The organism is Mesorhizobium captivum (assembly GCF_033977165.1).
GTDB lineage: Bacteria > Pseudomonadota > Alphaproteobacteria > Rhizobiales > Rhizobiaceae > Mesorhizobium > Mesorhizobium captivum.
The window spans coordinates 1-19,410 of the sequence record NZ_JAVIJB010000030.1 but is presented as its reverse complement, the minus strand read 5'-3'; the positions used below and the strand labels follow the sequence as shown (position 1 = coordinate 19,410).

17 protein-coding genes and 1 tRNA gene are annotated in these 19,410 nt (G+C 64.8%); 8 read left to right on the top strand and 10 right to left on the bottom strand.

The window, feature by feature from the left end; all coding sequences use genetic code 11:
* Positions 1-2 precede the first annotated feature (2 nt).
* From RFM40_RS23235 to thrC, 3 genes are read right to left on the bottom strand one after another with little or no spacing between them, the layout of a single operon-like run.
* On the bottom strand, positions 3-599 hold the full coding sequence (locus RFM40_RS23235; RefSeq protein WP_320272905.1) for a GNAT family N-acetyltransferase: 597 nt from the start codon (positions 597-599) through the stop codon (positions 3-5).
* 15 nt (positions 600-614) lie between these two features.
* Positions 615-1,907 (bottom strand): M16 family metallopeptidase, encoded by a 1,293-nt coding sequence (locus RFM40_RS23230; RefSeq protein ID WP_320278282.1) that lies wholly within the window; start codon positions 1,905-1,907, stop codon positions 615-617.
* A gap of 14 nt (positions 1,908-1,921) precedes the next feature.
* Positions 1,922-3,319, bottom strand: a complete 1,398-nt coding sequence (gene thrC / locus RFM40_RS23225) for a threonine synthase (protein WP_320278281.1) — start codon at positions 3,317-3,319, stop codon at positions 1,922-1,924.
* Between the two features lie 128 nt (positions 3,320-3,447).
* Here thrC and RFM40_RS23220 point away from each other — a divergent pair, with 128 nt between their 5' ends.
* Entirely contained in the window at positions 3,448-4,191 is a 744-nt protein-coding gene (locus RFM40_RS23220) for a hypothetical protein (RefSeq protein WP_320220168.1), read from the top strand.
* Positions 4,192-4,272: 81 nt separating this feature from the next.
* Here the strand turns inward: RFM40_RS23220 and RFM40_RS23215 are convergent, their stop codons facing one another.
* Positions 4,273-5,457, bottom strand: coding sequence for an acyltransferase family protein (locus tag RFM40_RS23215; protein WP_320278280.1), 1,185 nt, complete (start codon positions 5,455-5,457; stop codon positions 4,273-4,275).
* 94 nt (positions 5,458-5,551) lie between these two features.
* A complete protein-coding gene (locus RFM40_RS23210; protein ID WP_320278279.1) occupies positions 5,552-6,241 on the bottom strand; it encodes an HAD family hydrolase in 690 nt (229 codons plus the stop codon).
* A 175-nt stretch (positions 6,242-6,416) separates the two neighbouring features.
* On the opposite strand from RFM40_RS23210, the gene RFM40_RS23205 reads away from it, so the two are divergent.
* Complete coding sequence (locus RFM40_RS23205; protein WP_320272913.1) at positions 6,417-7,550, top strand: site-specific DNA-methyltransferase; 1,134 nt, start codon at positions 6,417-6,419, stop codon at positions 7,548-7,550.
* 148 nt (positions 7,551-7,698) lie between these two features.
* Here RFM40_RS23205 and RFM40_RS23200 read toward each other — a convergent pair whose 3' ends face one another.
* Together RFM40_RS23200 and mutY are read right to left on the bottom strand one after the other, a co-directional pair.
* Positions 7,699-8,310, bottom strand: a complete 612-nt coding sequence (locus RFM40_RS23200; RefSeq protein WP_320278278.1) for an HAD family hydrolase — start codon at positions 8,308-8,310, stop codon at positions 7,699-7,701.
* 10 nt (positions 8,311-8,320) lie between these two features.
* Positions 8,321-9,439 carry an A/G-specific adenine glycosylase gene (mutY, locus tag RFM40_RS23195; RefSeq protein ID WP_320278277.1) on the bottom strand — a complete coding sequence of 373 codons (1,119 nt, stop codon included), beginning with the start codon at positions 9,437-9,439 and terminating at the stop codon, positions 8,321-8,323.
* Positions 9,440-9,487: 48 nt separating this feature from the next.
* On the opposite strand from mutY, the gene RFM40_RS23190 reads away from it, so the two are divergent.
* The 4 genes from RFM40_RS23190 to smc all read left to right on the top strand — a co-directional run bounded on the left by RFM40_RS23190 (position 9,488) and on the right by smc (position 14,566).
* Entirely contained in the window at positions 9,488-9,988 is a 501-nt protein-coding gene (locus RFM40_RS23190) for a DUF721 domain-containing protein (protein WP_320278276.1), read from the top strand.
* The gene (locus tag RFM40_RS23185; protein WP_320278275.1) at positions 9,985-10,206 is read left to right on the top strand and encodes a hypothetical protein; all 222 of its coding nucleotides are present in this window, start codon (positions 9,985-9,987) and stop codon (positions 10,204-10,206) included. Before RFM40_RS23190 ends, RFM40_RS23185 begins: the two co-directional genes overlap by 4 nt.
* A 40-nt stretch (positions 10,207-10,246) precedes the next feature.
* On the top strand, positions 10,247-10,990 hold the full coding sequence (locus tag RFM40_RS23180) for a DsbA family protein (protein WP_320278274.1): 744 nt from the start codon (positions 10,247-10,249) through the stop codon (positions 10,988-10,990).
* 117 nt (positions 10,991-11,107) lie between these two features.
* Positions 11,108-14,566, top strand: a complete 3,459-nt coding sequence (gene smc, locus RFM40_RS23175) for a chromosome segregation protein SMC (protein WP_320278273.1) — start codon at positions 11,108-11,110, stop codon at positions 14,564-14,566.
* A gap of 30 nt (positions 14,567-14,596) precedes the next feature.
* Here the strand turns inward: smc and RFM40_RS23170 are convergent, their stop codons facing one another.
* Both RFM40_RS23170 and RFM40_RS23165 read right to left on the bottom strand, forming a co-directional pair.
* Entirely contained in the window at positions 14,597-16,309 is a 1,713-nt protein-coding gene (locus RFM40_RS23170) for an HAD family hydrolase (protein WP_320278272.1), read from the bottom strand.
* Positions 16,310-16,373: 64 nt separating this feature from the next.
* The gene (locus tag RFM40_RS23165) at positions 16,374-17,189 is read right to left on the bottom strand and encodes a helix-turn-helix transcriptional regulator (protein ID WP_320278271.1); all 816 of its coding nucleotides are present in this window, start codon (positions 17,187-17,189) and stop codon (positions 16,374-16,376) included.
* A 171-nt stretch (positions 17,190-17,360) separates the two neighbouring features.
* Between RFM40_RS23165 and RFM40_RS23160 the strand changes: the two genes are divergently transcribed.
* On the top strand, positions 17,361-18,260 hold the full coding sequence (locus RFM40_RS23160; RefSeq protein ID WP_320278270.1) for an NAD-dependent epimerase/dehydratase family protein: 900 nt from the start codon (positions 17,361-17,363) through the stop codon (positions 18,258-18,260).
* A gap of 300 nt (positions 18,261-18,560) precedes the next feature.
* On the top strand, positions 18,561-19,070 hold the full coding sequence (locus RFM40_RS23155; protein WP_320278269.1) for an anthrone oxygenase family protein: 510 nt from the start codon (positions 18,561-18,563) through the stop codon (positions 19,068-19,070).
* A gap of 91 nt (positions 19,071-19,161) precedes the next feature.
* Here RFM40_RS23155 and RFM40_RS23150 read toward each other — a convergent pair.
* Positions 19,162-19,236: transfer RNA gene (locus RFM40_RS23150), tRNA-Gln, on the bottom strand.
* Positions 19,237-19,410 lie beyond the last annotated feature (174 nt).

Sequence of the window (19,410 nt, the reverse complement as noted above, 5' to 3'; positions counted from 1 at the left end):
TATCAGCCCTTCGTTCCATCACCCGGCGGATCGTCCGCGATCCGGGCGTAGAGGTAGTGATCCTGCCAGACGCCGTTGATCCTGAGGTAGGATCGCAAAAGTCCTTCGCGCCGGAATCCGGCTTTTTCAAGCACGCGGATCGATCGGGCGTTGTCGGGAATACAGGCAGCCTCGATCCGGTGCAACCTCAGCGTATCGAAGGCAAAACGCGACACCAGCTTGACCGCGTCGGTCATCAGGCCGCGGCCGCCGAAGCGCTCGCCGATCCAGTAGCCGATATGGCCGCTTTGCGCGACGCCGTGGCGGATGTTGCCGAGCGTGATGCCGCCGGCCAGCTTGCCGCTCGACTTCTCGAAGATGAAGAAGGCGATGGCCGTGCCTTGCGCATAGTCCTCGCGGTAGCGGCCGATGCGCAGCCGCCAGGCGGTGCGGTCGAGCTCGTCCGGTTGCCAGCGCGGCTCCCATGGCTCCAGGAAGGCGCGGCTTTCGCCGCGCAGCGTCGACCATTCGCGGTAGTCGTTGGTCAGCGGCACGCGCAGCGTGACCTTTTCGCCCTTCAGTGCCGGCAGGTCGCGGCGAAAGAAAGGGAGCGCGAACATGGCGCGTGACGAAGTTTAGACGGCGAGCTTGCGGGCCGTCGTCTGCGGACCCGCAAGCGAATCGAGGATCGCCTCATAGGGCGCCAGCGTTCCCACGGGTCCGACGGCGGTGAGCGTCGGCTTGGTCGAAAACAGCCGCGACGAGAGGTCGGTCAGCCGCTCGACCGTCAGCGCCGCCAGCCGCTCCATCAATTCCTCCTTGGCGATCGGCCGGCCGAACAGAAGCAACTGCCGGGCGATCTGCGACGCGCGGCTGGCCGGGCTCTCGGCCGACATGATCAGGCCGGCGCGATATTGCGCACGCGCCCGGTCGAGCTCTTCCTGCTTTATGCTTTCGCCCGCCTTCTGCAATTCGTCGATGATCACCGGCACCAGCTTGGCGATATCGCTCTGCCCGGTTGCGGCGTGCACGCCGAAAATGCCGGTGTCGGAGAAGCCCCAGTGGAAGGCATAGACCGAGTAGCACAGGCCGCGCTTCTCGCGCACCTCCTGGAACAGCCGCGACGACATGCCGCCCCCGAGGATCATCGACAGCACCTGCGAGGCGTAGAAGTCGCGCACATGATAGGCGCGGCCTTCGAAGCCGAGCACGATCTGCGCGTCCATCAGGTCGCGGTCCTCACGGAAGTCGCCGCCGACATATTGCGCATATTGCGGAATGTTGCTGGAGGCCTTGGCGCGGAAGCCGCCGAGCTGTTTTTCGACCTCGCGCACGAAATTGTCGTGCTTGATGTCACCGGCGGCCACGATCACCATGCGCTCGGCGCCGTACTGCCGTTCGATGAAATCGTGCAACTGCCTGGAGGTGAAGGATTTGACCGTCTCCGGCGTGCCGAGGATCGAGCGGCCGATGGTCTGGTGGCGGAAGGCGGTTTCGGTGAAACGGTCGAAGACGATGTCGTCGGGCGTGTCGTGCGCGGCGCCGATCTCCTGCAGGATCACATGCTGCTCGCGCTCCAGTTCCTCGGGGTCGAATTCCGATTCCTGCAGGATGTCGGCCAGTATATCGACGGCTAGCGGCACGTCGTCGGAGAGCACCCTGGCGTAGTAGGAGGTCGTTTCGACGCTGGTCGCGGCGTTGATCTCGCCGCCGACATTCTCGATTTCCGAGGCGATCTCGAAGGCGCTGCGCCGCTTCGTTCCCTTGAACGCCATATGCTCGAGCAGATGGGCCATGCCATGCTCTTCATCGCGTTCATTGCGGGCGCCCGACTTTACCCAGGCACCAAGGGCAACGGATTCGAGACTTGGAAGGGTTTCGGTGGCGACTGTCAGGCCGTTCGACAGACGGCTTACCTCAACACCCATATGGCAACTACTCCCTAACGGGCCGCCCGCGTGTGGCGGCTCACGTAATCTTCCACCATTTTCAGCTCGGATGGAAGTATCGTGTATTTTTCGTCGGCTGTCATCAAGCCGCCTAGCCATGCGGGCAGGGCAGGCGAAATGCCGCTGGCAGCCTCGACCGCTGCCGGGAATTTGGCCGGATGCGCGGTGCCGAGCACCACCATGGGGACAGTGCCGGAAGCGTGAGAGCCCGCCACATGCACGGCGGCGGCCGTATGCGGATCGAGCAGATAGCTGGTTTTTTCAAGCGTCTTGCGGATGGTTGCGGCGACCTCGTCGACGCTGGCGCGGCCGGCGTCGAACTCGGCGCGGATGCGCGCCATTTCGCCCGCCTCGATGGTGAAGGCGCCGGACTGCTTCAGCCCGTTCATGTAGCGCCTGACCGTCGCGGCATCGCGGCTAGCTGCCTCGAACAGCAGGCGCTCGAAGTTCGACGACACCTGGATGTCCATCGACGGCGAAGTGGTGGCGAACACGCCCTTGGTGCGATATTCGCCGCTCGACAACGTGCGCGCCAATATGTCGTTGTCGTTGGTGGCGATGATCAGCCGCTCGACCGGCAGCCCCATGCGCTTGGCGGCGTAGCCTGCGAAAATGTCGCCGAAATTGCCGGTCGGCACGGTGAACGACACCGGCCGCTCGGGCGCGCCGAGCGACAGCGCCGAGGAGAAGTAATAGACGATCTGGGCCATGATGCGGGCCCAGTTGATCGAATTGACGCCCGACAGCGACACACGGTCGCGGAAGGCGTGGTCGTTGAACATGTCCTTCACCAGGCCCTGGCAATCGTCGAAATTGCCTTCGATCGACAGCGCGTGGACATTCGTCGCGCTCGACGTCGTCATCTGCCGCTGCTGCACCGGCGAGACCTTGCCGTTGGGGAAAAGGATGAAGATGTCGGTGCGGTCGCGGCCGGCGAAAGCATCGATTGCCGCACCGCCGGTGTCGCCGGAGGTGGCGCCGACGATGGTGGCGCGTTTGCCCCGTTCGGCAAGCACATGGTCCATCAGCCGCGCCAGCAGCTGCATCGCCACGTCCTTGAAGGCGAGCGTCGGGCCGTGGAAGAGCTCGAGGACAAAGCTATTGGCGTCGGTCTGCACCAGCGGGCACACCGCATCGTGCCGGAAAGTCGCATAGGCCTCGCGCACCAGCCGCTCGAAGACGGGTGCGGCAATCTCACCGCCGAGGAAGGGCGTCAGGACGCGTATGGCAAGGTCCGGATAGGCAAGCCCGCGCATGGCGCGGATGTCGGCGGCCGAAAATTGCGGCCACTCGCGCGGCACGTAAAGCCCGCCGTCGCGCGCCAGACCGGCCAGCACCGCGTCGGAAAATCCAAGCACGGGCGCATCCCCGCGGGTACTCACATATTGCATCGTAAAAGACCCATTGCTGCCGGCCGCGTCATCCACGGCAAATTGGTTAATTTTCCGAGCCGGCTCAGTCGCATTTTTGCCGTGGCGTTGATATACGTCACCGGCTTTATGAGAGGGAAGAGCAGTTCATGGCGTTTAATTCGGTCAACCGTCGTTTTGTCGCGGGTCTGGCGCTTGCTGGCTTTATGCTTGCCGCCGCCGGCTGCCAATCGAGCGACAACGGCATTCTGAACTTCGGCTTCGGCAAGAAGGATCCGACCGCGCCGCCGCCGCCGCAGGACCCGAAAGTGCTTGCCAGCCAGCTGCGCGCCTACTGCCCGAAGGTGACGTTGCGCGACGGCACCGCCTTCTTCAACACCTACGCCAAGGGTGCGGCCGCCAAGCCGAAGAAAAAGAAGGGCGATGCGACCGAGGACGCCGAGGCGGCAGCCGCCGCAGCCGCGCAGACCGGACCCGACGGCGCGCCGGTCGATCCCAATCGCGATCCGGCCAAGATCATCTACCAGGCCTCGATTACCGACGTGACGCGCGACTGCACACACGAAAACGGCCAACTGACGATGAAGATCGCGGTCGCCGGCAAGGTCGTGCCGGGGCCGCTGTTTACGCCCGGCACCGTCACCATGCCGATCCGCGTCGCGGTCCAGCACGGGCCTGACGTGCTCTATTCGCAACTTCATCAATATCAGGTGCAGGTCACCGATCCGTCGGCCGCCACGCAGTTCGTCTTCACTGACGCCAATGTCGTGGTGCCGGAGCCGACCGCGCGGGACTATCAAGCCTATGCCGGCTATGACGAGAACACGCCGGCGGCCACGGACAAGTCCAAGGGCAAGAGGAAGAAGCGCGTCGCGGCAGCGGCGACGAACTAGCTTATCGAACGCGGGCGCGTGATCTAGCCGCGGTTGGCTGCGGCGCGTGCCTTGGCGCCGGCGTTTCGTATTGCGATCGGCTCACGCTTCGGCGTGCTCATGGACCTTCGCTGTCGGTGCGTTCGAGGCGAGCGCGCCAACCTTATCCCGCCCTGCCAGGCGTCTGGCCCAATCGCGTCCCGGCCGTTCGACGAAGCGGTATATCGCCACCGACAGCAGGATGGTCAACAGAAGCATCGAGACCTGCAGCAGGTCGCCGAGCCAGAGAGAGCCGTGCAGATAGATGATCGGGGCCGGCTTGTTGCCTGGGTTGAGGGCGTACGGGATGAACAGATCCGTGTGCAGCACGCGTTGAACGAGCAAGAAGGCAGCTCGAACGAACGCCCTGACCAGGGGATGCACCATATAGATCGAATATGTCAGGGTGCCGACGAATAGCATGAAAGGCGCGGTAAGCATGGCGCTGACCGAGCCGCCCTCGCGCGCAAACACCAGAACGACCAGCGCAAAGATCAACGGCGATCCGATCGAAAGCGGCAGGCTGCTCGCGGCGACCGAGACATAGCCCACGGCCAAAACGAAGCTCGCCGCTTCCATCAACGTCTCGGCCGCCGGCGAAAGCCGTTGTTTCAGGAGAGGGAACCGCTCCCGGACGTCGAAGCAGACGACGCCAAGGGCGAAACCGTACAGGCAGCGCACCATCCCATAGTCATATGTCGTGTCCATGCCGTGCGGGCTCATCGTGGCGATCACGACCGGGCCGGCAATGATCGGCAGTAGCCAGGGCCACTTGGCAGTCCCCAGCCTCGTCACTATGACGGCAAAGACGACATAGGCGGCAAACTCGGCGCTGATGCTCCAACTGACGAAGTTCAGCCAGTTCTGCGGATTGACGCCAAGACCCTGCAGCAGAAACACGTTCGTGACGACCGCCTGGAACAGGTTTGGGCCGATGCCATCCTTTGCCGCGTCGATGGGAATGAAAAGCAGAAGCGTCAACGCATGCAGCGGGTAGATTCGCCCCAGGCGCAGGATCATGAAGCGCCCGATGCCGAACCCTTCGGCAAGGCGCGAGCGATAATTGGCGGCAATGACAAAGCCGCTGAGCACGAAGAAGAAATCGACAAACAGGTAGGCGTGCCTGACCAACGGCAGGAACGTCAGGTGGCTGAAAACATCGAAATGAAACAGCGCGACCATGCAGGCGCAAATGCCGCGCCAACTGTCGAGAGCATCGTAGCGAGGAGCGTCCTTGACCAAGCCCATGCGGAAGACGGGTAGGTGGAATTCGCTGCTTACGCAAGCTGTGGTTGAAATGATGTTTAACGCACTTCTTTGACCGAGGCTCGCGGTGCCATTCTCAAGCGTCCTCCGACCACTCCGACAGCGCCGCAATCGTGCTGCCGAGTTCCGCGAAGCGGCGGATGACCGTCTCGGCGCCGGCCTCGGTCAGCGCGTCGGCGTGGCCGGGATAGCTGTGGCCGGCGCCGGTGAAGCCGATGACGCGCATGCCGGCTGCCCGGGCGCCGGTGATGCCGTGCACGGAATCTTCGATGACGAAGGTGTTCTTCGGGTTCGCGCCGAGTTGTTCGGCGGCGTGGAGGAACACGTCGGGCGCCGGCTTGGTCTTCTTGCTCGGGATGTCGAGCCCCGAGAAGATACGGCCGGCGAAGAACGGCAAAAGCCGCACCTTCTCCAGCATGAACTCGATCCGCTCCTTGCGGGAATTGGAGCAGACGGCGCGCGGCGCGGTGACAGCCGCCACCGCCTCGTGGGCGCCGTCGATGACGCGCACGTCGCTGCGCAGCTTGCGGTCGACGAGTTCTTCGGCGCGGTCTATCAGCGAGGCCTGGAACGGAATGTGGGACTTCTCCTCGAGCCGCAGCATGATGTCCTTGAAGGTCAGCCCGGCATAGGTCTCGAAAATCTCCTCCGCCGAGATCTCGAATCCGGCCGATGTCAGAAGCTCGGCCTCGACGCGCGCCGCGACGATTTCGGAATCGACGAGCACGCCGTCGCAATCGAAGATGACAAGGTCTGGCTGGGGCATGGCAATCCGGAACGTAGCGAGGAAACATGGCCTGGCTGGCCTCAGGCGGCGCGGCATACACCAATGGGCCGGTCTTCGCAAACCATCGCAGCTCTCGCCCGGCCTTCACCGAATGTTTACGCTGATCGGTAACCATAACAGCCAGTAAACCGTAACGCGTGCTTTGGGTGTTTTGATGTCTGCCGTGCGTCTTCTCGACGAGCTTTCCCATGCTCCCCAGCAGTCCGAATGGCTGGACACGATCCTGAAAGGCGACTGCGTCGCGGCCCTCGACCGGCTGCCGGAAAAGTCGATCGACGTCATCTTCGCCGACCCGCCCTACAATCTGCAGCTCGACGGCGACCTGCACCGTCCCGACCAGTCCAAGGTCGACGCCGTCGACGACGACTGGGACCGGTTCGAGAGCTTCGAGGCCTATGACGCCTTCACCCGCGCCTGGCTGCTGGCGGCGCGCCGCGTGCTGAAGCCCAACGGCACGATCTGGGTCATCGGCTCCTATCACAACATCTTCCGCGTCGGCGCCCGCATGCAGGATCTCGGCTTCTGGATCCTGAACGACGTCGTCTGGCGCAAGACCAACCCTATGCCGAACTTCCGCGGTCGCCGCTTCCAGAACGCGCATGAGACGATGATCTGGGCTTCGCGCGACCAGAAGGCCAAGGGCTACACCTTCAACTACGAAGCGCTGAAGGCCTCGAACGACGATTTGCAGATGCGCTCCGACTGGCTGTTCCCGATCTGCACGGGGGGCGAGCGGCTGAAGGACGAGAACGGCAACAAGCTGCACCCGACGCAAAAGCCGGAAGCGCTGCTTGCCCGTATCATGATGGCCTCGACCAAGCCGGGCGACGTTGTGCTCGACCCCTTCTTCGGCTCCGGGACCACGGGCGCCGTCGCCAGGCGGCTCGGCCGCCACTTCGTCGGCATCGAGCGCGAGCAGGCCTATATCGACGCCGCCAATGAGCGCATCGCTGCAGTTCGCCCGCTGGATGGCGCCGATCTTACCGTGCTTTCGGGCAAGCGCGCAGAGCCGCGCGTCGCCTTCATCAGCCTGATCGACACTGGCCTGATGGCTCCGGGCGCCACGCTCTACGACGCGAAGAAGCGCTGGGCTGCCAAGGTGCGCGCCGACGGCACGCTGGCGATCGGCGACAGCGCCGGCTCGATCCACAAGATCGGCGCCGAGGTGCAGGGGCTGGATGCCTGCAACGGCTGGACCTTCTGGCATTATGAGCGCAGCGGCGGCCTCACCCCGATCGATGAATTGCGCCGTATTGCCCGTCTCGGCATGGAGCGGGCAGGGGCCTGATCCGCCAGAGCAATTCCAGGAAAAGTGCGCAGCGGTTTTCCGTCCGGAATTGCGGAAGAACAATATTCAAGAGCGGTTCGGCGATTCCATGGAATCGCCGAACCGCTCTTGCGTCAAGACTTCAACGGATCGCCGCAAGCGATTCAGCTCAAGCCGTAATCCCGAACCCCTCAAGGTCCGCTTTAAGCGTCTCGGCGTCGGTGAACAGCACCGCCTGCCAGCCGGCGGCCTTGGCGCCGTCGACATTCTTTTGGCTGTCGTCGATGAACAGCGTAGCCGATGGCTCAAGCCCGAACGTGGCCACGTGATGATCGTAGATGGCGCGGTCGGGCTTGATCTGGCGGATGTCTGCCGACACCGTGACGCCACGCGGTCGGCTGAGAAAGTCGAAGCGCTGCCTGGCTTCGGCAAGCGTGTCGGCGGCGAAGTTGGTCAGCATGGTCACATCGTGGCCGCTCTCGATCAGGCCGAGCATGATGGCGACGCTGTCCTCATAGGCATGCGGCACCATCTCATGCCAATGGCGGCGGAAATTGCGGATGTTTTCCGCGTGGCCGGGGTACTCGGCAATCAGCAGCGCTTCCGCTTCTTGCCATGTGCGGCCGCGATCCTGCTCGATGTTCCAGTCATGCGTGCAGACATTGTCGAAGAACCACTTGCGCTCCTCGGCATCCGGAATGAGGCGGCTGAACGGGATATTCGGGTCATAGTGTAGCAGCACCCTGCCGATGTCGAAGACGATGTGGCGGATTTCGGTCATGCCTGTCCTTTCAATGAGCGCGTTGTTTCTTGGTCGCGCCCGGTATCGCCGCCTCGATTACCTTTTTCATGACGGTGGGCAGCGCTTCACCGGAAATTTCATGGGCCAGCGACCAGAAATGCCCATCCGGCGCATCACCCTCGATGTGGGCATGGAAGACGTCGAGTTCGAGCGCGAAATGGGTGAAGACATGGCCGATCCGCCCGGCGCGCCGCCAGCCGGCCGGGATGGGCGCGGCGTCTTGCGTGGTCGCTCCGTCCGCCCGCGCCGTCCAGGCCGTGGTCGGCACCTCCGTCATGCCGCCGAGCAGGCCTTTTTCCGGCCGCTTGCGCAACAGAATGGCGCCGTCGCCGCGCTCGGCGACGAAGGCGGCACCGCGCCTGAGCGGCCTGTCGTCCTTCGGCAGGCGTACGGGAAAACGCTCGGGGTCGCCTGCGAGTATGGCGCTGCAATCCTCGCGCAATGGGCACAGCATGCAGCGCGGCCGCTTCGGCGTGCAGATCGTCGCGCCAAGGTCCATCATCGCCTGCGCGAAATCGCCGGGCCTTTTCTGCGGCACCAGTTTCTCGACCAGCGCGCGGATTTCGGGCTTGGCCTCGCCGAGCGGCGTCTCTATCGAATAGAGCCGCGAGACGACGCGCTCGACATTGCCGTCGACGACGGCGGCCGGGCGGTCGAAGGCGATCGCCGCGATCGCCGCCGCCGTATAGGCGCCGATTCCCGGCAATTCCTTCAATCCGACCTCGGTGTCGGGAAAACGGCCGCCCTGCCGCGCCACGAGATCGGCGCAGGCCTTGAGGTTGCGCGCCCTGGAATAATAGCCGAGCCCGGCCCAGGCCTTCATCACATCCTCGGCGGGCGCGGCAGCCAGCGCCGCGACGGTCGGCCATTTCTCGACGAAGGTCCGGAAATAGGCTTTCACCGCCTCGACCGTGGTCTGCTGCAGCATCACCTCGGAGAGCCACACGCGGTACGGATCGGGCCTTGTGCCGCGCGCGAATGCGCCGGGCGTCACACGCCAGGGCAGGTCGCGGTGATGCGCGTCGTACCAGCCAAGCAGGCTGGCGGCGATGCTGCGATCTCCATATACGGCCTTCTCGGCCTTGCGGGTCTGGTCTTGCGGTGCCATTGATCGGGTGAACTGGGGATCGGGGGAGCTGGGGATCGGAGAACGCACATGGCAGGGAAAAGGCCCTTCGGCAATCCCGTTCCGGTGAGCGATCTCGCGACCGAGATCCTCGATCCGGTGCTGAAGAAACGCGCCGGCATCTCGATCGGGCTGGTGCAATCCTGGGAAGAGATCGCCGGACCGCGCCTAGCCAGCCACTCGCGTCCGGAAAAGATCCAGTGGCCGCGCCGTCTGCATGAGGACGACCCCTTCGAGCCCGCGACGCTGATCATCGCTTGCGAAGGCATGGCGGCGCTGCATTTGCAGCACGAGGCCGGCGAGGTCATCAACCGGGTCAACGCCTTTCTGGGCTTCAACGCCATCGGCCGCATCAAGATCCTGCAGAAGCCGGTCCTTTCGGCGAAGGCCCGGCCCAAACCGGCGCCGAGACCGCTCAGCGAGGCCGAGAAGTCCAGGCTGGCGCGCACCGTCGGCAAGATCGAGGACGATGGCTTGCGCGCCTCGCTCGAGCGGCTTGGAGCAACCATCCTCGGACAAAAAAGGCCATGAGCATGTCTTCGACAAGTGTGCCGCCGTTTCGGGAAACGAAATGCGGCGTGCTGCAAAGCCGCATGTCTCCCGAAAGTGTGCAGCGGTTTCGGGGAAAAGACATGCGGCGTGCTGCAAAACGTCGCCAATATCGCGTATTCGTGATCGCGCCCGAAAAATTTGGCGATTGGATTGGGGACGGCGATGCCTTAATTCGCGCCAACTCTCGCCTTTTCTAGCCCTTGCATTGCAAAATCCAACCGATATCAGGTGATTCGCATGAACCGTGCCCCTTTTGGCAAAAGCTTGTCCCGCAGAAACATTCTAACCACGCTGGCCGCCGTTCCGGCTGTGGCGCTGCTTGCCGCATGCAGCGACTCGGGCGAGGACGCAAAGGCTGCCAATGTGAAGCCCGCCGATCCGTCGACTCCCGCCAAGCCTGCGACGCCGGCGGCCGTTCAGGTGCCGGAAGCGCAGGGCACGGTCGATATGGCCGAACTGCTGAAGCCCGGCGCGCTGCCCGACAAGCAGCTCGGCAAGGACGACGCCAAGGTCACCATCGTCGAATATGCCTCGATGACCTGCCCGCATTGCGCGCATTTCAACGAGGCAACCTTCCCTGAGTTGAAGACCAAATACATCGACACCGGCAAGGTGCGCTACATCCTGCGCGAATTCCCGTTCGACCCGAGCGCCGAGGCCGGCTTCATGCTGGCGCGCTGCGCCAAGGACAACTACTTCGCCATGGTCGACGTGCTGTTCAAGCAGCAGCCAAGCTGGGTTGGCGTCAGCAACACCAAGGAAGCGCTGCTGCAGATCTCCAAGCTTGCCGGTTTTACACAGGAGTCCTTTGAGGCCTGCTTGACGGACCAGAAACTTCTGGACGATGTGAGAGCAGTCCAGAAACGCGGAGCGGACGAGTTCAAGGTCGACTCGACGCCGACCTTCTTCATCAACGGAAAGACCTACAAAGGGGCGATGTCGATTGAGGAAATGTCGGCCATCATCGACCCTCTGCTCTGACGTCCGGGCCGCGCCGAAGCTGCTAGGCTTCGGCAGATTGGCCCATTTGTCTTGCCGCGGGTTCTTGTCGCAAAACCGCGGAGCACTTTTGCGGAACCCGCTTGCGGGGCGGCGCGAATGAAGTTTTCGCGCCTTCGCCTCCTCGGTTTCAAGTCCTTCGTGGAGCCCGGCGAGTTCTTCATCGAACGCGGGCTGACCGGCATTGTCGGGCCGAACGGCTGCGGCAAGTCGAACCTTGTCGAGGCGCTGCGCTGGGTGATGGGCGAAAGCTCCTACAAGAACATGCGCGCGTCCGGCATGGACGACGTGATCTTTTCCGGCTCCGGCGCTCGGCCGGCGCGCAACACCGCCGAAGTCACGCTTTTCCTCGACAATAGCGACCGCACCGCGCCCGCCGCCTTCAACGATGCCGATGAATTGCAGGTGTCGCGCCGCATCGAGCGCGAGGCGGGCTCGCTCTACCGTATCAACGGCAAGGAAGCCCGCGCCAAGGACGTGCAGCTTCTCTTCGCCGACCAGTCGACCGGCGCCCGCTCGCCCTCGATGGTCGGGCAGGGCCGCATCGGCGAGCTGATCCAGGCCAAGCCTCAGGCTCGGCGCGCGCTTCTCGAAGAGGCCGCCGGCATTTCCGGCCTGCACACGCGCCGCCATGAAGCCGAACTCCGGCTGAAGGCGGCCGAGCAGAACCTCGAACGGCTGGACGACGTCGTCGGCGAGCTGGAAAGCCAGATCGAGAGCCTGAAGCGTCAGGCCCGCCAGGCTTCGCGCTTCAAGAACCTGTCGGCCGATATCCGCAAGGCCGAAGCGACGCTGCTGCACTTGCGCTGGACATTGGCCAAGACCCAGGAAGGCGAGGCACGCTCGGCGCTGGCTATTGCCACCACGCTGGTCGGCGATCGCGCCGCAGCGCAAATGGCGGCCGCCAGGGAGCAGGGTATCGCCGCGCACCGGCTGCCCGACCTGCGCGACGCGGAAGCGGCCGCTGCCGCCGCGTTCCAGCGCCTGTCGATCGCCAAGACGCAGATCGAGGAGGAAGCCGGCCGCATCCGCTCGCGCCAGGCGGAGCTGGAGCGCCGGCTGCAGCAGCTCGACGCCGACATTGCCCGCGAGGAGCGGATGGTGCGCGACAATGCCGACATCCTGGAGCGTCTGCGCGCCGAGGAAGCCGAGCTCAACTCGGAAAATGCGGGTGCTGCCGAGCGCGAGGCCACCACGCGCGCCGCCTTCGAGCAGGCCGGCGCGACGCTGTCGCAAAGCGAAGCAAAACTCGCCGCGCTGACCGCCGAACGCGCCGAGGCGGCCGCCTCGCGCCACCAGATCGAGCGCACTTTGCGCGAGACCGCCGAGCGCCGCGACCGCTTCGCCCGCCAGCTCGCCGAGGTCGACCGCGAGCTCTCCGACATCGTAGCGCGCATTTCCGGCCTGCCCGATCCGGCCGAGAAGCGGCTTCTGGTCGAGGACGCGCTCGCCCGCCTGGAAGAGAGCGAGGCCGGCGCCATCGCCGCCGAGCAGGCCGTCGCCGAGGCGCGCGCCGCCGAAAGCGCCGCTCGTCCGCCGCTGCAGGACGCCAAGGCTGAGTTGCAGCGCATCGAGACCGAAGCGCGCACGCTGGCCAAGATCCTCAACGCCGCGAGCGGCGATCTTTTCCCCTCGGTGCTCGAGCAGATCAGCGTCGAGCGCGGATATGAGACTGCATTGGGCGCGGCGCTCGGCGAGGACCTCGATGTGCCGCTCGACCGCAGCGCTCCGGTGCACTGGGGCGAGAGCGCGGTCCAATCCGGCGACGCGGCGCTGCCCGAAGGCGTGAAGAGCCTTGCCAGCGTGGTGCGCGCGCCGGCGCAGCTTGCCCGCCGTTTGGCGCAGATCGGCATTGTCGAGGCCGCCGACGGCCGCCGCCTGCAGGCGCAGCTTGCGCCTGGACAGCGGCTGGTGAGCCGCGACGGCGCGCTCTGGCGCTGGGACGGCTTGACGGCCAGCGCCGACGCGCCGACCGCCGCCGCCCAGCGGCTGGCGCAGAAGAACCGTCTGGCCGAGCTCGATGCCGAGGCGGTGCAGGCGACCCGCGTCGTGCGGGAGGCCGAGGAGGCGCTGGCGCGCGCCGAGCAGGCGATGCGCCAGGCGAGCGAAGCCGAGCGCAATGCGCGCCAGGCCGGCCGCGATGCCCAGCACGGGCTGGACGCCGCCCGCAATGCGCTGGCCGAGGCCGAGAAGGCCGGCGGCGAATTGGCGAGCCGGCGCGCCGCGCTAGAGGAGGCGCGCGCCCGCATCGTCGACAGCCACGAGGAAACGCAAGCCGCGTTCCTCGAAGCCGAGGAAATGCTGAAGGACGCGCCCGATCTCGGCGACCTGCAGCTCCAACTCGAACAGGCTTCCGCCAACGTCGCGCGCGACCGCGCCACGCTCGCCGACGCGCGCGCCGTGCATGAGGGTCTGCGGCGCGAGGCCGAGGCGCGCATACGCCGGCTCGACGCGATCGGCGCCGAGCGAAGGAACTGGCTGGAGCGCGCCGAGAACGCCTCGACGCAGATCGCCGCCCTCGGCGAGCGCAAGGCCGAAGCCGAGGCCGAGCGCGAGAGGCTGGCCGACGCGCCCGACGAGATCGACGCCAAGCGCCGCGCGCTGCTGACGCAGCTTTCCGAGGCCGAAGCGCTGCGCCAGGCCGCCGGCGACCGGCTGCAGGAAGCGGAGAACAAGCAGGCCGAGCTCGACAAGGCGGCGACCGCCGCAATCCAGTCGCTGGCCGAAGCGCGTGAAACCCGCGTCCGCGCCGAGGAGCGGCTGACGGCGGCGGATGAGCGGCGCGCCGAGGTAGAGGCGCGCATCCAGGAAGCGCTGAACACGCCGCCGCATCTCGTCATCAAGCATACCGGGCTCGAAGCCGATGATCCGATGCCCGACATGGCCGAGATCGAGCGCCAGCTCGACCGGCTGAAGATCGAACGCGAGCGGCTCGGCGCCGTCAATCTGCGCGCCGAGGAAGAGCAGAGGGAACTGTCGGAGCGTCTGGAGACCATCGTTTCCGAGCGCGAGGACATCATCGAGGCGATCCGCAAGCTGCGCCAGGCGATCCAGAGCCTCAACCGCGAAGGCCGCGAGCGGCTGCTGTCGGCCTTCGAGGTGGTGAACGGCCATTTCCAGCGGCTGTTCTCGCACCTCTTCGGCGGCGGCACTGCCGAGCTGCAGCTCATCGAATCCGAAGACCCGCTGGAGGCGGGATTGGAAATCCTCGCCCGGCCGCCGGGCAAGAAGCCGCAGACTATGACGCTGCTTTCCGGCGGCGAGCAGGCGCTGACCGCGATGTCGCTGATCTTCGCCGTCTTCCTCACCAACCCGGCGCCGATCTGCGTGCTCGACGAGGTGGACGCGCCGCTCGACGACCACAATGTCGAGCGTTTCTGCAATTTGATGGACGAGATGTCGAAGACCACCGAGACGCGCTTCGTCATCATCACCCACAACCCTATCACCATGGCGCGCATGGACCGGCTGTTCGGCGTCACCATGGCCGAGCAGGGCGTCAGCCAGCTGGTCTCAGTCGACCTGCAGGCGGCCGAAGCGATGCGCGAGGCGAGCTGAGGCGGCTCAGCGTTCGGATCGGCTAAATGCCTACTTCTCCGGTGCCGTGGCCGGCGCGGTGTAGCGGCGGCGCACAGCCTCCAGCACGCGCTTGCGGCTTTCCTCGGGCGAGAGACGCTTGTCCTTCTCGGCCTCGGCCGTCTCGCGCGCCAGCTCCTTGTCCCTGATCTGTTGGCGGAACCATTTGGAATAGTCGCCGGCGCGCAGATGGTATTCCCAGGTTTTGTCGTCGATGCCTTCCGCCATCCGGGCGAAGATGATCAGATTGTGCGCCCTCAGATTCATCGCCTTCTTCGGTCCGGTAAAATAGAAGCTGCCGGCTTCGTCGAGCTCGCCTTCGGCATATTTGCGGCTGTGCCGCTTCAGCGATTGATCGGGCTCGACCGCTTTCACGGTGAAAGGCTTCTTGTCGTCCTGCGGCCGCCACAACAGCACACGATCGCCCTTCGGTGTGGGGATATTCTTGGGCGCCTCCAGCCCGGCCTCCTTGCAGAAGGTCTTGATGACGCCCTTCGCCTTTGGGCCGAGGGCAATGACCGCCGTCACCAGGCGCAAGGCGCCCGTCGAGATCGCCTCCGGATGCACCGTGATCAGCACCGTGCCCGGCAGCTCGAGCGAAAGCACCGCGCGGGTGTCCTCGCGCTTTTTGGGCAAGAGATGGTGCGCCTCGTCGATGATCAGCCAATTCGGCCTTGCCGTGCGGTAGCGGACGCTGCCGAGGCCTGGCAGCAACTCCGCAAAGAAATCGGGCCGCTCGTCGACATTCAGCGCCAGCCCGTTGACCACGATGTTGTTGTCCGGCTTGTCGATCAACTCCAGCAACTGGTCCTTGCTCGGCGCGCTTGAGACATCGCCGAGCGGCACCGCGCCCTGCAGTCCGTCATAATCGCCTTCCGGATCGAAGATGCAGAACTGCAAACCCTTTTCGACAAGCCGCTCGGTCAGTGCCGTGGCCAATGTGGATTTGCCGATGCCGGAGCTTCCGGCAATGAGAACGGTCTCGACGGGCGACAGATAGATCTTCCTGCCATGGGCAGTTCCCAACAGAACGCCGCGCGAGCGCTTGCGTACGATCAGGTGATCGAGCTTGATCAGCTTGCGGATCAGGTCCTCGACGCCTTTGCCGCGCGCGCCTTTCGCGACGAGGTCGGCTGTCTCCTTCACCGACGGCAAGGCATTGGCGACGGCGACGCCCAGGCCCGCGGCCCTGAGGAATGCGTGGTCGTTTTCGGCATCGCCGACGGCCACCACATTGTTCGGCGACAGCCTGAGATCGGTAAGCGCGGCCGCCAGTCCCGTCGCCTTGTTGATGCCAGAGGGCAGGATCATCACCGCACCCTTGTTGAAGATGATTTCCAGCTCCAGCCCGAGTTTCTTGATGACGTCGAGCACCGTGGCCTGATGCGGTTCCCAGGTGGCGACGATCGAACGGCCGACCGAGAGCGGCTTGACTCCGCGTCTCTTCAGCCTGTCGACCAGGTCGGCGGACGGGGAGGGCGAAATCGTGCGCTCCTCCTCGCTGGCCGGGGTGTAGATCAGCGCGCCGTTTTCTGCCACGACCTTGTCGAACATGCCGATCTCCGGGAACACTTCCTTGAGGTCGGGCAATTCGCGGCCGGTGACCAGGATCAGCTTGCGGCCGGATCGCTTCAGCTTTTCCAGTGCCGAGAGCGTGCTTGCGGCAACCAGGCCGTTATGCGCCAGCGTGCCATCGTAGTCGGTGGCCAATGCCATGAAATACATCGGATGATCCTCTCCGCGGGCGATCGCTCGTCTGGAACGAACAACGCCTATCGGCGGAAAAGGTTTAGGCGGTCGCTTTGCGCAGCAAGGATCGCGGCGTCTCGCCCAGTTCACGACGCATCCAGCGCGCCATATGCGACTGGTGCGAGAAGCCTGCGGCAAGGGCGACTTCGGCGGCGCTCAGCCCGCCTTGCGCGAGCAGTAGCCGCGCACGCTCGACGCGCCGGCGCACCACATGCCGATGAACGGTGACACCGGTGGCCTGCTTGAACGAGTTGCGCAGATGGGAACTGCTCGCGCCGGCGACGCGTGCCAGCACCTCAATGGTCAAAGGCCGGTCGATATGGGCCTCGACGAAGTCGTAGAGGCGCTTGAGTTGATCCACCGACAGGCGGCCCGGGGGATTTGCCGCCGGCTTCGTCAGGCCCACAAGCTGGGTGGCAAGCGCGACGCCTATCGTGTCGGCATAGAGTTGGCCGCCAGGGGCGCCCGCGCGTCGTTCGCTTTCCAGGGCTCGCGCGAGATGAACGATGCGCTCGTTTTGCATGATGTGGCGCATGTCGAGGCCCGACCGTCTTCCGGATCCCATGTCGAAGGCCGCGCGTTCCAGGACGCGGGGCGAAAGCCGGATCTCCAGCGCCTCGCAGGCGCTCTCCGCCTCGTAGCCGCCTTCCTCGCCGGCGGGAACAAGGTCGATGTCGCCTTCCTGGCGAAGATGACGGCTTCCGGTCGTCGTGCAAAACGACCAGGTCTCGCGGCTGGCGTGCACGACGATGCGATGGTCGCCGACCGGCGGCAGCAGGATCGGGCCGGCCTGATCGCGCCGCAGCGAAAAGCTGACGCCTGCCGATGGCCAGGGTGTTTCGGACAAGCCGTCCATGAGCCGCTCCGAACTTAAGCAATTCCAGGAAAAGTGCCTAGGCGTTTTCCGTCCGGAATTGCGCAAATAAACAAGGCAGAACGTGCTCAAAGATCGGCGTTTCCTGCGCGACTTTCAACGCATACGAACAGAAATTGCCTCGCCATGTTCACCATCGATGAGGCTTTTTAGATGTCTGTGTTTGTCGTGGTCGGCGCCGGGCCGGTCGGGCGCGAGACGGCGCGTCTTCTTGCTGCTGACGGTCACGAGGTTCGGCTGGTCAGCCGAAGCGGCGCGACGCCGGTCGGAGCCGTTGTTGGCGTGGCGCTCGATGCGCGCGACGCGGACGGCCTTGCTCGGGCCGCAGCCGGCGCGGAAGCGCTCTTTATGTGCGCCATGCCGCTCTACACCCGATGGCCGGCGGACTTTCCGCCGATCATGGACGGCGTGGCCAAGGCAGCCGAAAAGCTGCGGGCTCGTCTGATCGTCCTCGGCAACATCTATGGTTATGGCGGCCGGGCAAAGTCTCCCTTGACGTCCACAGCGCCGCTGGCCCCGACAAGTGTGAAGGGCCGCGTCAGGACCGCCATGTGGGAGCGTGCACTCTCCGCGAATGTTCCGGCGTTGGAGGTCCGCGCCAGCGATTACCTGGGCGAGGGAGCCGGCTCGCTGTTCACGCTCATGACGCTTCCGTCATTGCTCGCCGGCAAGCCCGCCATGGTCTCGGGCGATCTCGGCGCCCTGCATGCCTGGACCTTCACCAAGGATGTGGCACGAACCCTGGTCGCCGCCTCGCGCTATCCGGGCGAGTGGGGACGCGCTTTCCTTGTGCCGTCGCAGCATGCTTCGGTGCGCAATCTAGCGGCGCGCTTCGCGGAACTGGCCGGCGCTCCGGTTCCCGACCTTCAGGTGCTTGGTAAGGAAGAACTGGAGGTGCTGGGACGTGAGGACGAACTCATGCGGGAGCTGCCCGAAATGGCCTATCTCTACCGGCAGGCATGCATTCTCGATGCGTCGGACACCGAGCGCCTGCTCGGCGTCTCGGCCAGCAGCCTCGATGCGATGATAGCGGATACACTGCGCAAACAGTGAGGGACGATGAAAGACATCCGGACGTCAAACAGCCGGTGCGTTCGGCGACCGAATCCTGCGGAAAAGCAGGTTCCGCCGCTAGATCCTCTCCGACCGCATGAAGCGGACGCTTGCCGACCGGCTCTCGCCAGGCGTGAGCACCATGTGGCCGGCGCGCCCCCTCCTTGGGCTGCGGCCATCGCTTCAGTCTTCCTGCTCGATGGAACCCGGTCAGGACGGTGACGTTCGGTCTGGAGCGACGCTCGAAATCGTCGAAGCTGCTGTCGCGGCGCAGTCAGGCCGAAGTGAGAGGCCCAGCTGATGTATGTTTTCCTGGAGGTCCTGACCGTCATCCTCGTGGCGAGCGCGATGGCCATGGCGCTCGCTCATGCGCTGGAACTGCCGGGCAAAATACGGCTCGGCAGGCAAGAGTATTTTGTCGTCCAGCGGATCTACTATCCGGGCTTCACGATCGGAGGCGGCGTCGCCGAGGTCGGCGGGATAGTGGCGACGTTTGCGTTGATGCTGATGTCGGGCGGCCCTGTCCGATTCTGGCTGGTTGCCGGCGCGCTGGCAGCGCTCCTCATCATGCAGCTTGTCTTCTGGTTCATGACCCAGCCGGTCAACAAACACTGGCTGCAGGAGGTGGAATTGACCGCTCCGGCGAAGCGCTTCTTCGCAACCGAGGGCAGCGACGGAGGCTCGCTCCCGCCAACGGAAGAGTGGACTACGCTTCGTAACCAATGGGAACTCTCGCACGTTATCCGCGCGGTACTGGCGATTTTGGGCCTGATCTTGCTGACTTTGGCAATCGCTATCCACGGCGCCTGATGCCCTGCAGGGTTTTCCGATCAGCCCATGCGAAGCTGCAAGAGAGAGGGCAAGGCCGATCGTCCGGTCGAGCTTGGCCAGATTAGGAGGATGGCTGGGGCGCCAGGATTCGAACCTGGGAATGTCGGTACCAAAAACCGATGCCTTACCACTTGGCGACGCCCCAGCAGGCGGGCCGTGCCCGCTGCGCGCGGCCTTATAGGACGAGCCGGTGGAAAGCTCAATGGTAGGAATAGGGGAATAGGGCAGTAGGGCAGTAGGGCAGTAGGTATGGCTGGAGTGCACCCCAAAACTGAGACAAGGATATAAGGGACAGTCCTGAGAGAGGGACTGATGCCTC

Coding starts and splice junctions, on each gene's coding strand:
- RFM40_RS23235 (WP_320272905.1), bottom strand. CDS start 599: ATGTTCGCGCTCCCTTTCTTTCGCCGCGACCTGCCGGCACTGAAGGGC.
- RFM40_RS23230 (WP_320278282.1), bottom strand. CDS start 1,907: ATGGGTGTTGAGGTAAGCCGTCTGTCGAACGGCCTGACAGTCGCCACC.
- thrC (WP_320278281.1), bottom strand. CDS start 3,319: ATGCAATATGTGAGTACCCGCGGGGATGCGCCCGTGCTTGGATTTTCC.
- RFM40_RS23220 (WP_320220168.1), top strand. CDS start 3,448: ATGGCGTTTAATTCGGTCAACCGTCGTTTTGTCGCGGGTCTGGCGCTT.
- RFM40_RS23215 (WP_320278280.1), bottom strand. CDS start 5,457: ATGGGCTTGGTCAAGGACGCTCCTCGCTACGATGCTCTCGACAGTTGG.
- RFM40_RS23210 (WP_320278279.1), bottom strand. CDS start 6,241: ATGCCCCAGCCAGACCTTGTCATCTTCGATTGCGACGGCGTGCTCGTC.
- RFM40_RS23205 (WP_320272913.1), top strand. CDS start 6,417: ATGTCTGCCGTGCGTCTTCTCGACGAGCTTTCCCATGCTCCCCAGCAG.
- RFM40_RS23200 (WP_320278278.1), bottom strand. CDS start 8,310: ATGACCGAAATCCGCCACATCGTCTTCGACATCGGCAGGGTGCTGCTA.
- mutY (WP_320278277.1), bottom strand. CDS start 9,439: ATGGCACCGCAAGACCAGACCCGCAAGGCCGAGAAGGCCGTATATGGA.
- RFM40_RS23190 (WP_320278276.1), top strand. CDS start 9,488: ATGGCAGGGAAAAGGCCCTTCGGCAATCCCGTTCCGGTGAGCGATCTC.
- RFM40_RS23185 (WP_320278275.1), top strand. CDS start 9,985: ATGAGCATGTCTTCGACAAGTGTGCCGCCGTTTCGGGAAACGAAATGC.
- RFM40_RS23180 (WP_320278274.1), top strand. CDS start 10,247: ATGAACCGTGCCCCTTTTGGCAAAAGCTTGTCCCGCAGAAACATTCTA.
- smc (WP_320278273.1), top strand. CDS start 11,108: ATGAAGTTTTCGCGCCTTCGCCTCCTCGGTTTCAAGTCCTTCGTGGAG.
- RFM40_RS23170 (WP_320278272.1), bottom strand. CDS start 16,309: ATGTATTTCATGGCATTGGCCACCGACTACGATGGCACGCTGGCGCAT.
- RFM40_RS23165 (WP_320278271.1), bottom strand. CDS start 17,189: ATGGACGGCTTGTCCGAAACACCCTGGCCATCGGCAGGCGTCAGCTTT.
- RFM40_RS23160 (WP_320278270.1), top strand. CDS start 17,361: ATGTCTGTGTTTGTCGTGGTCGGCGCCGGGCCGGTCGGGCGCGAGACG.
- RFM40_RS23155 (WP_320278269.1), top strand. CDS start 18,561: ATGTATGTTTTCCTGGAGGTCCTGACCGTCATCCTCGTGGCGAGCGCG.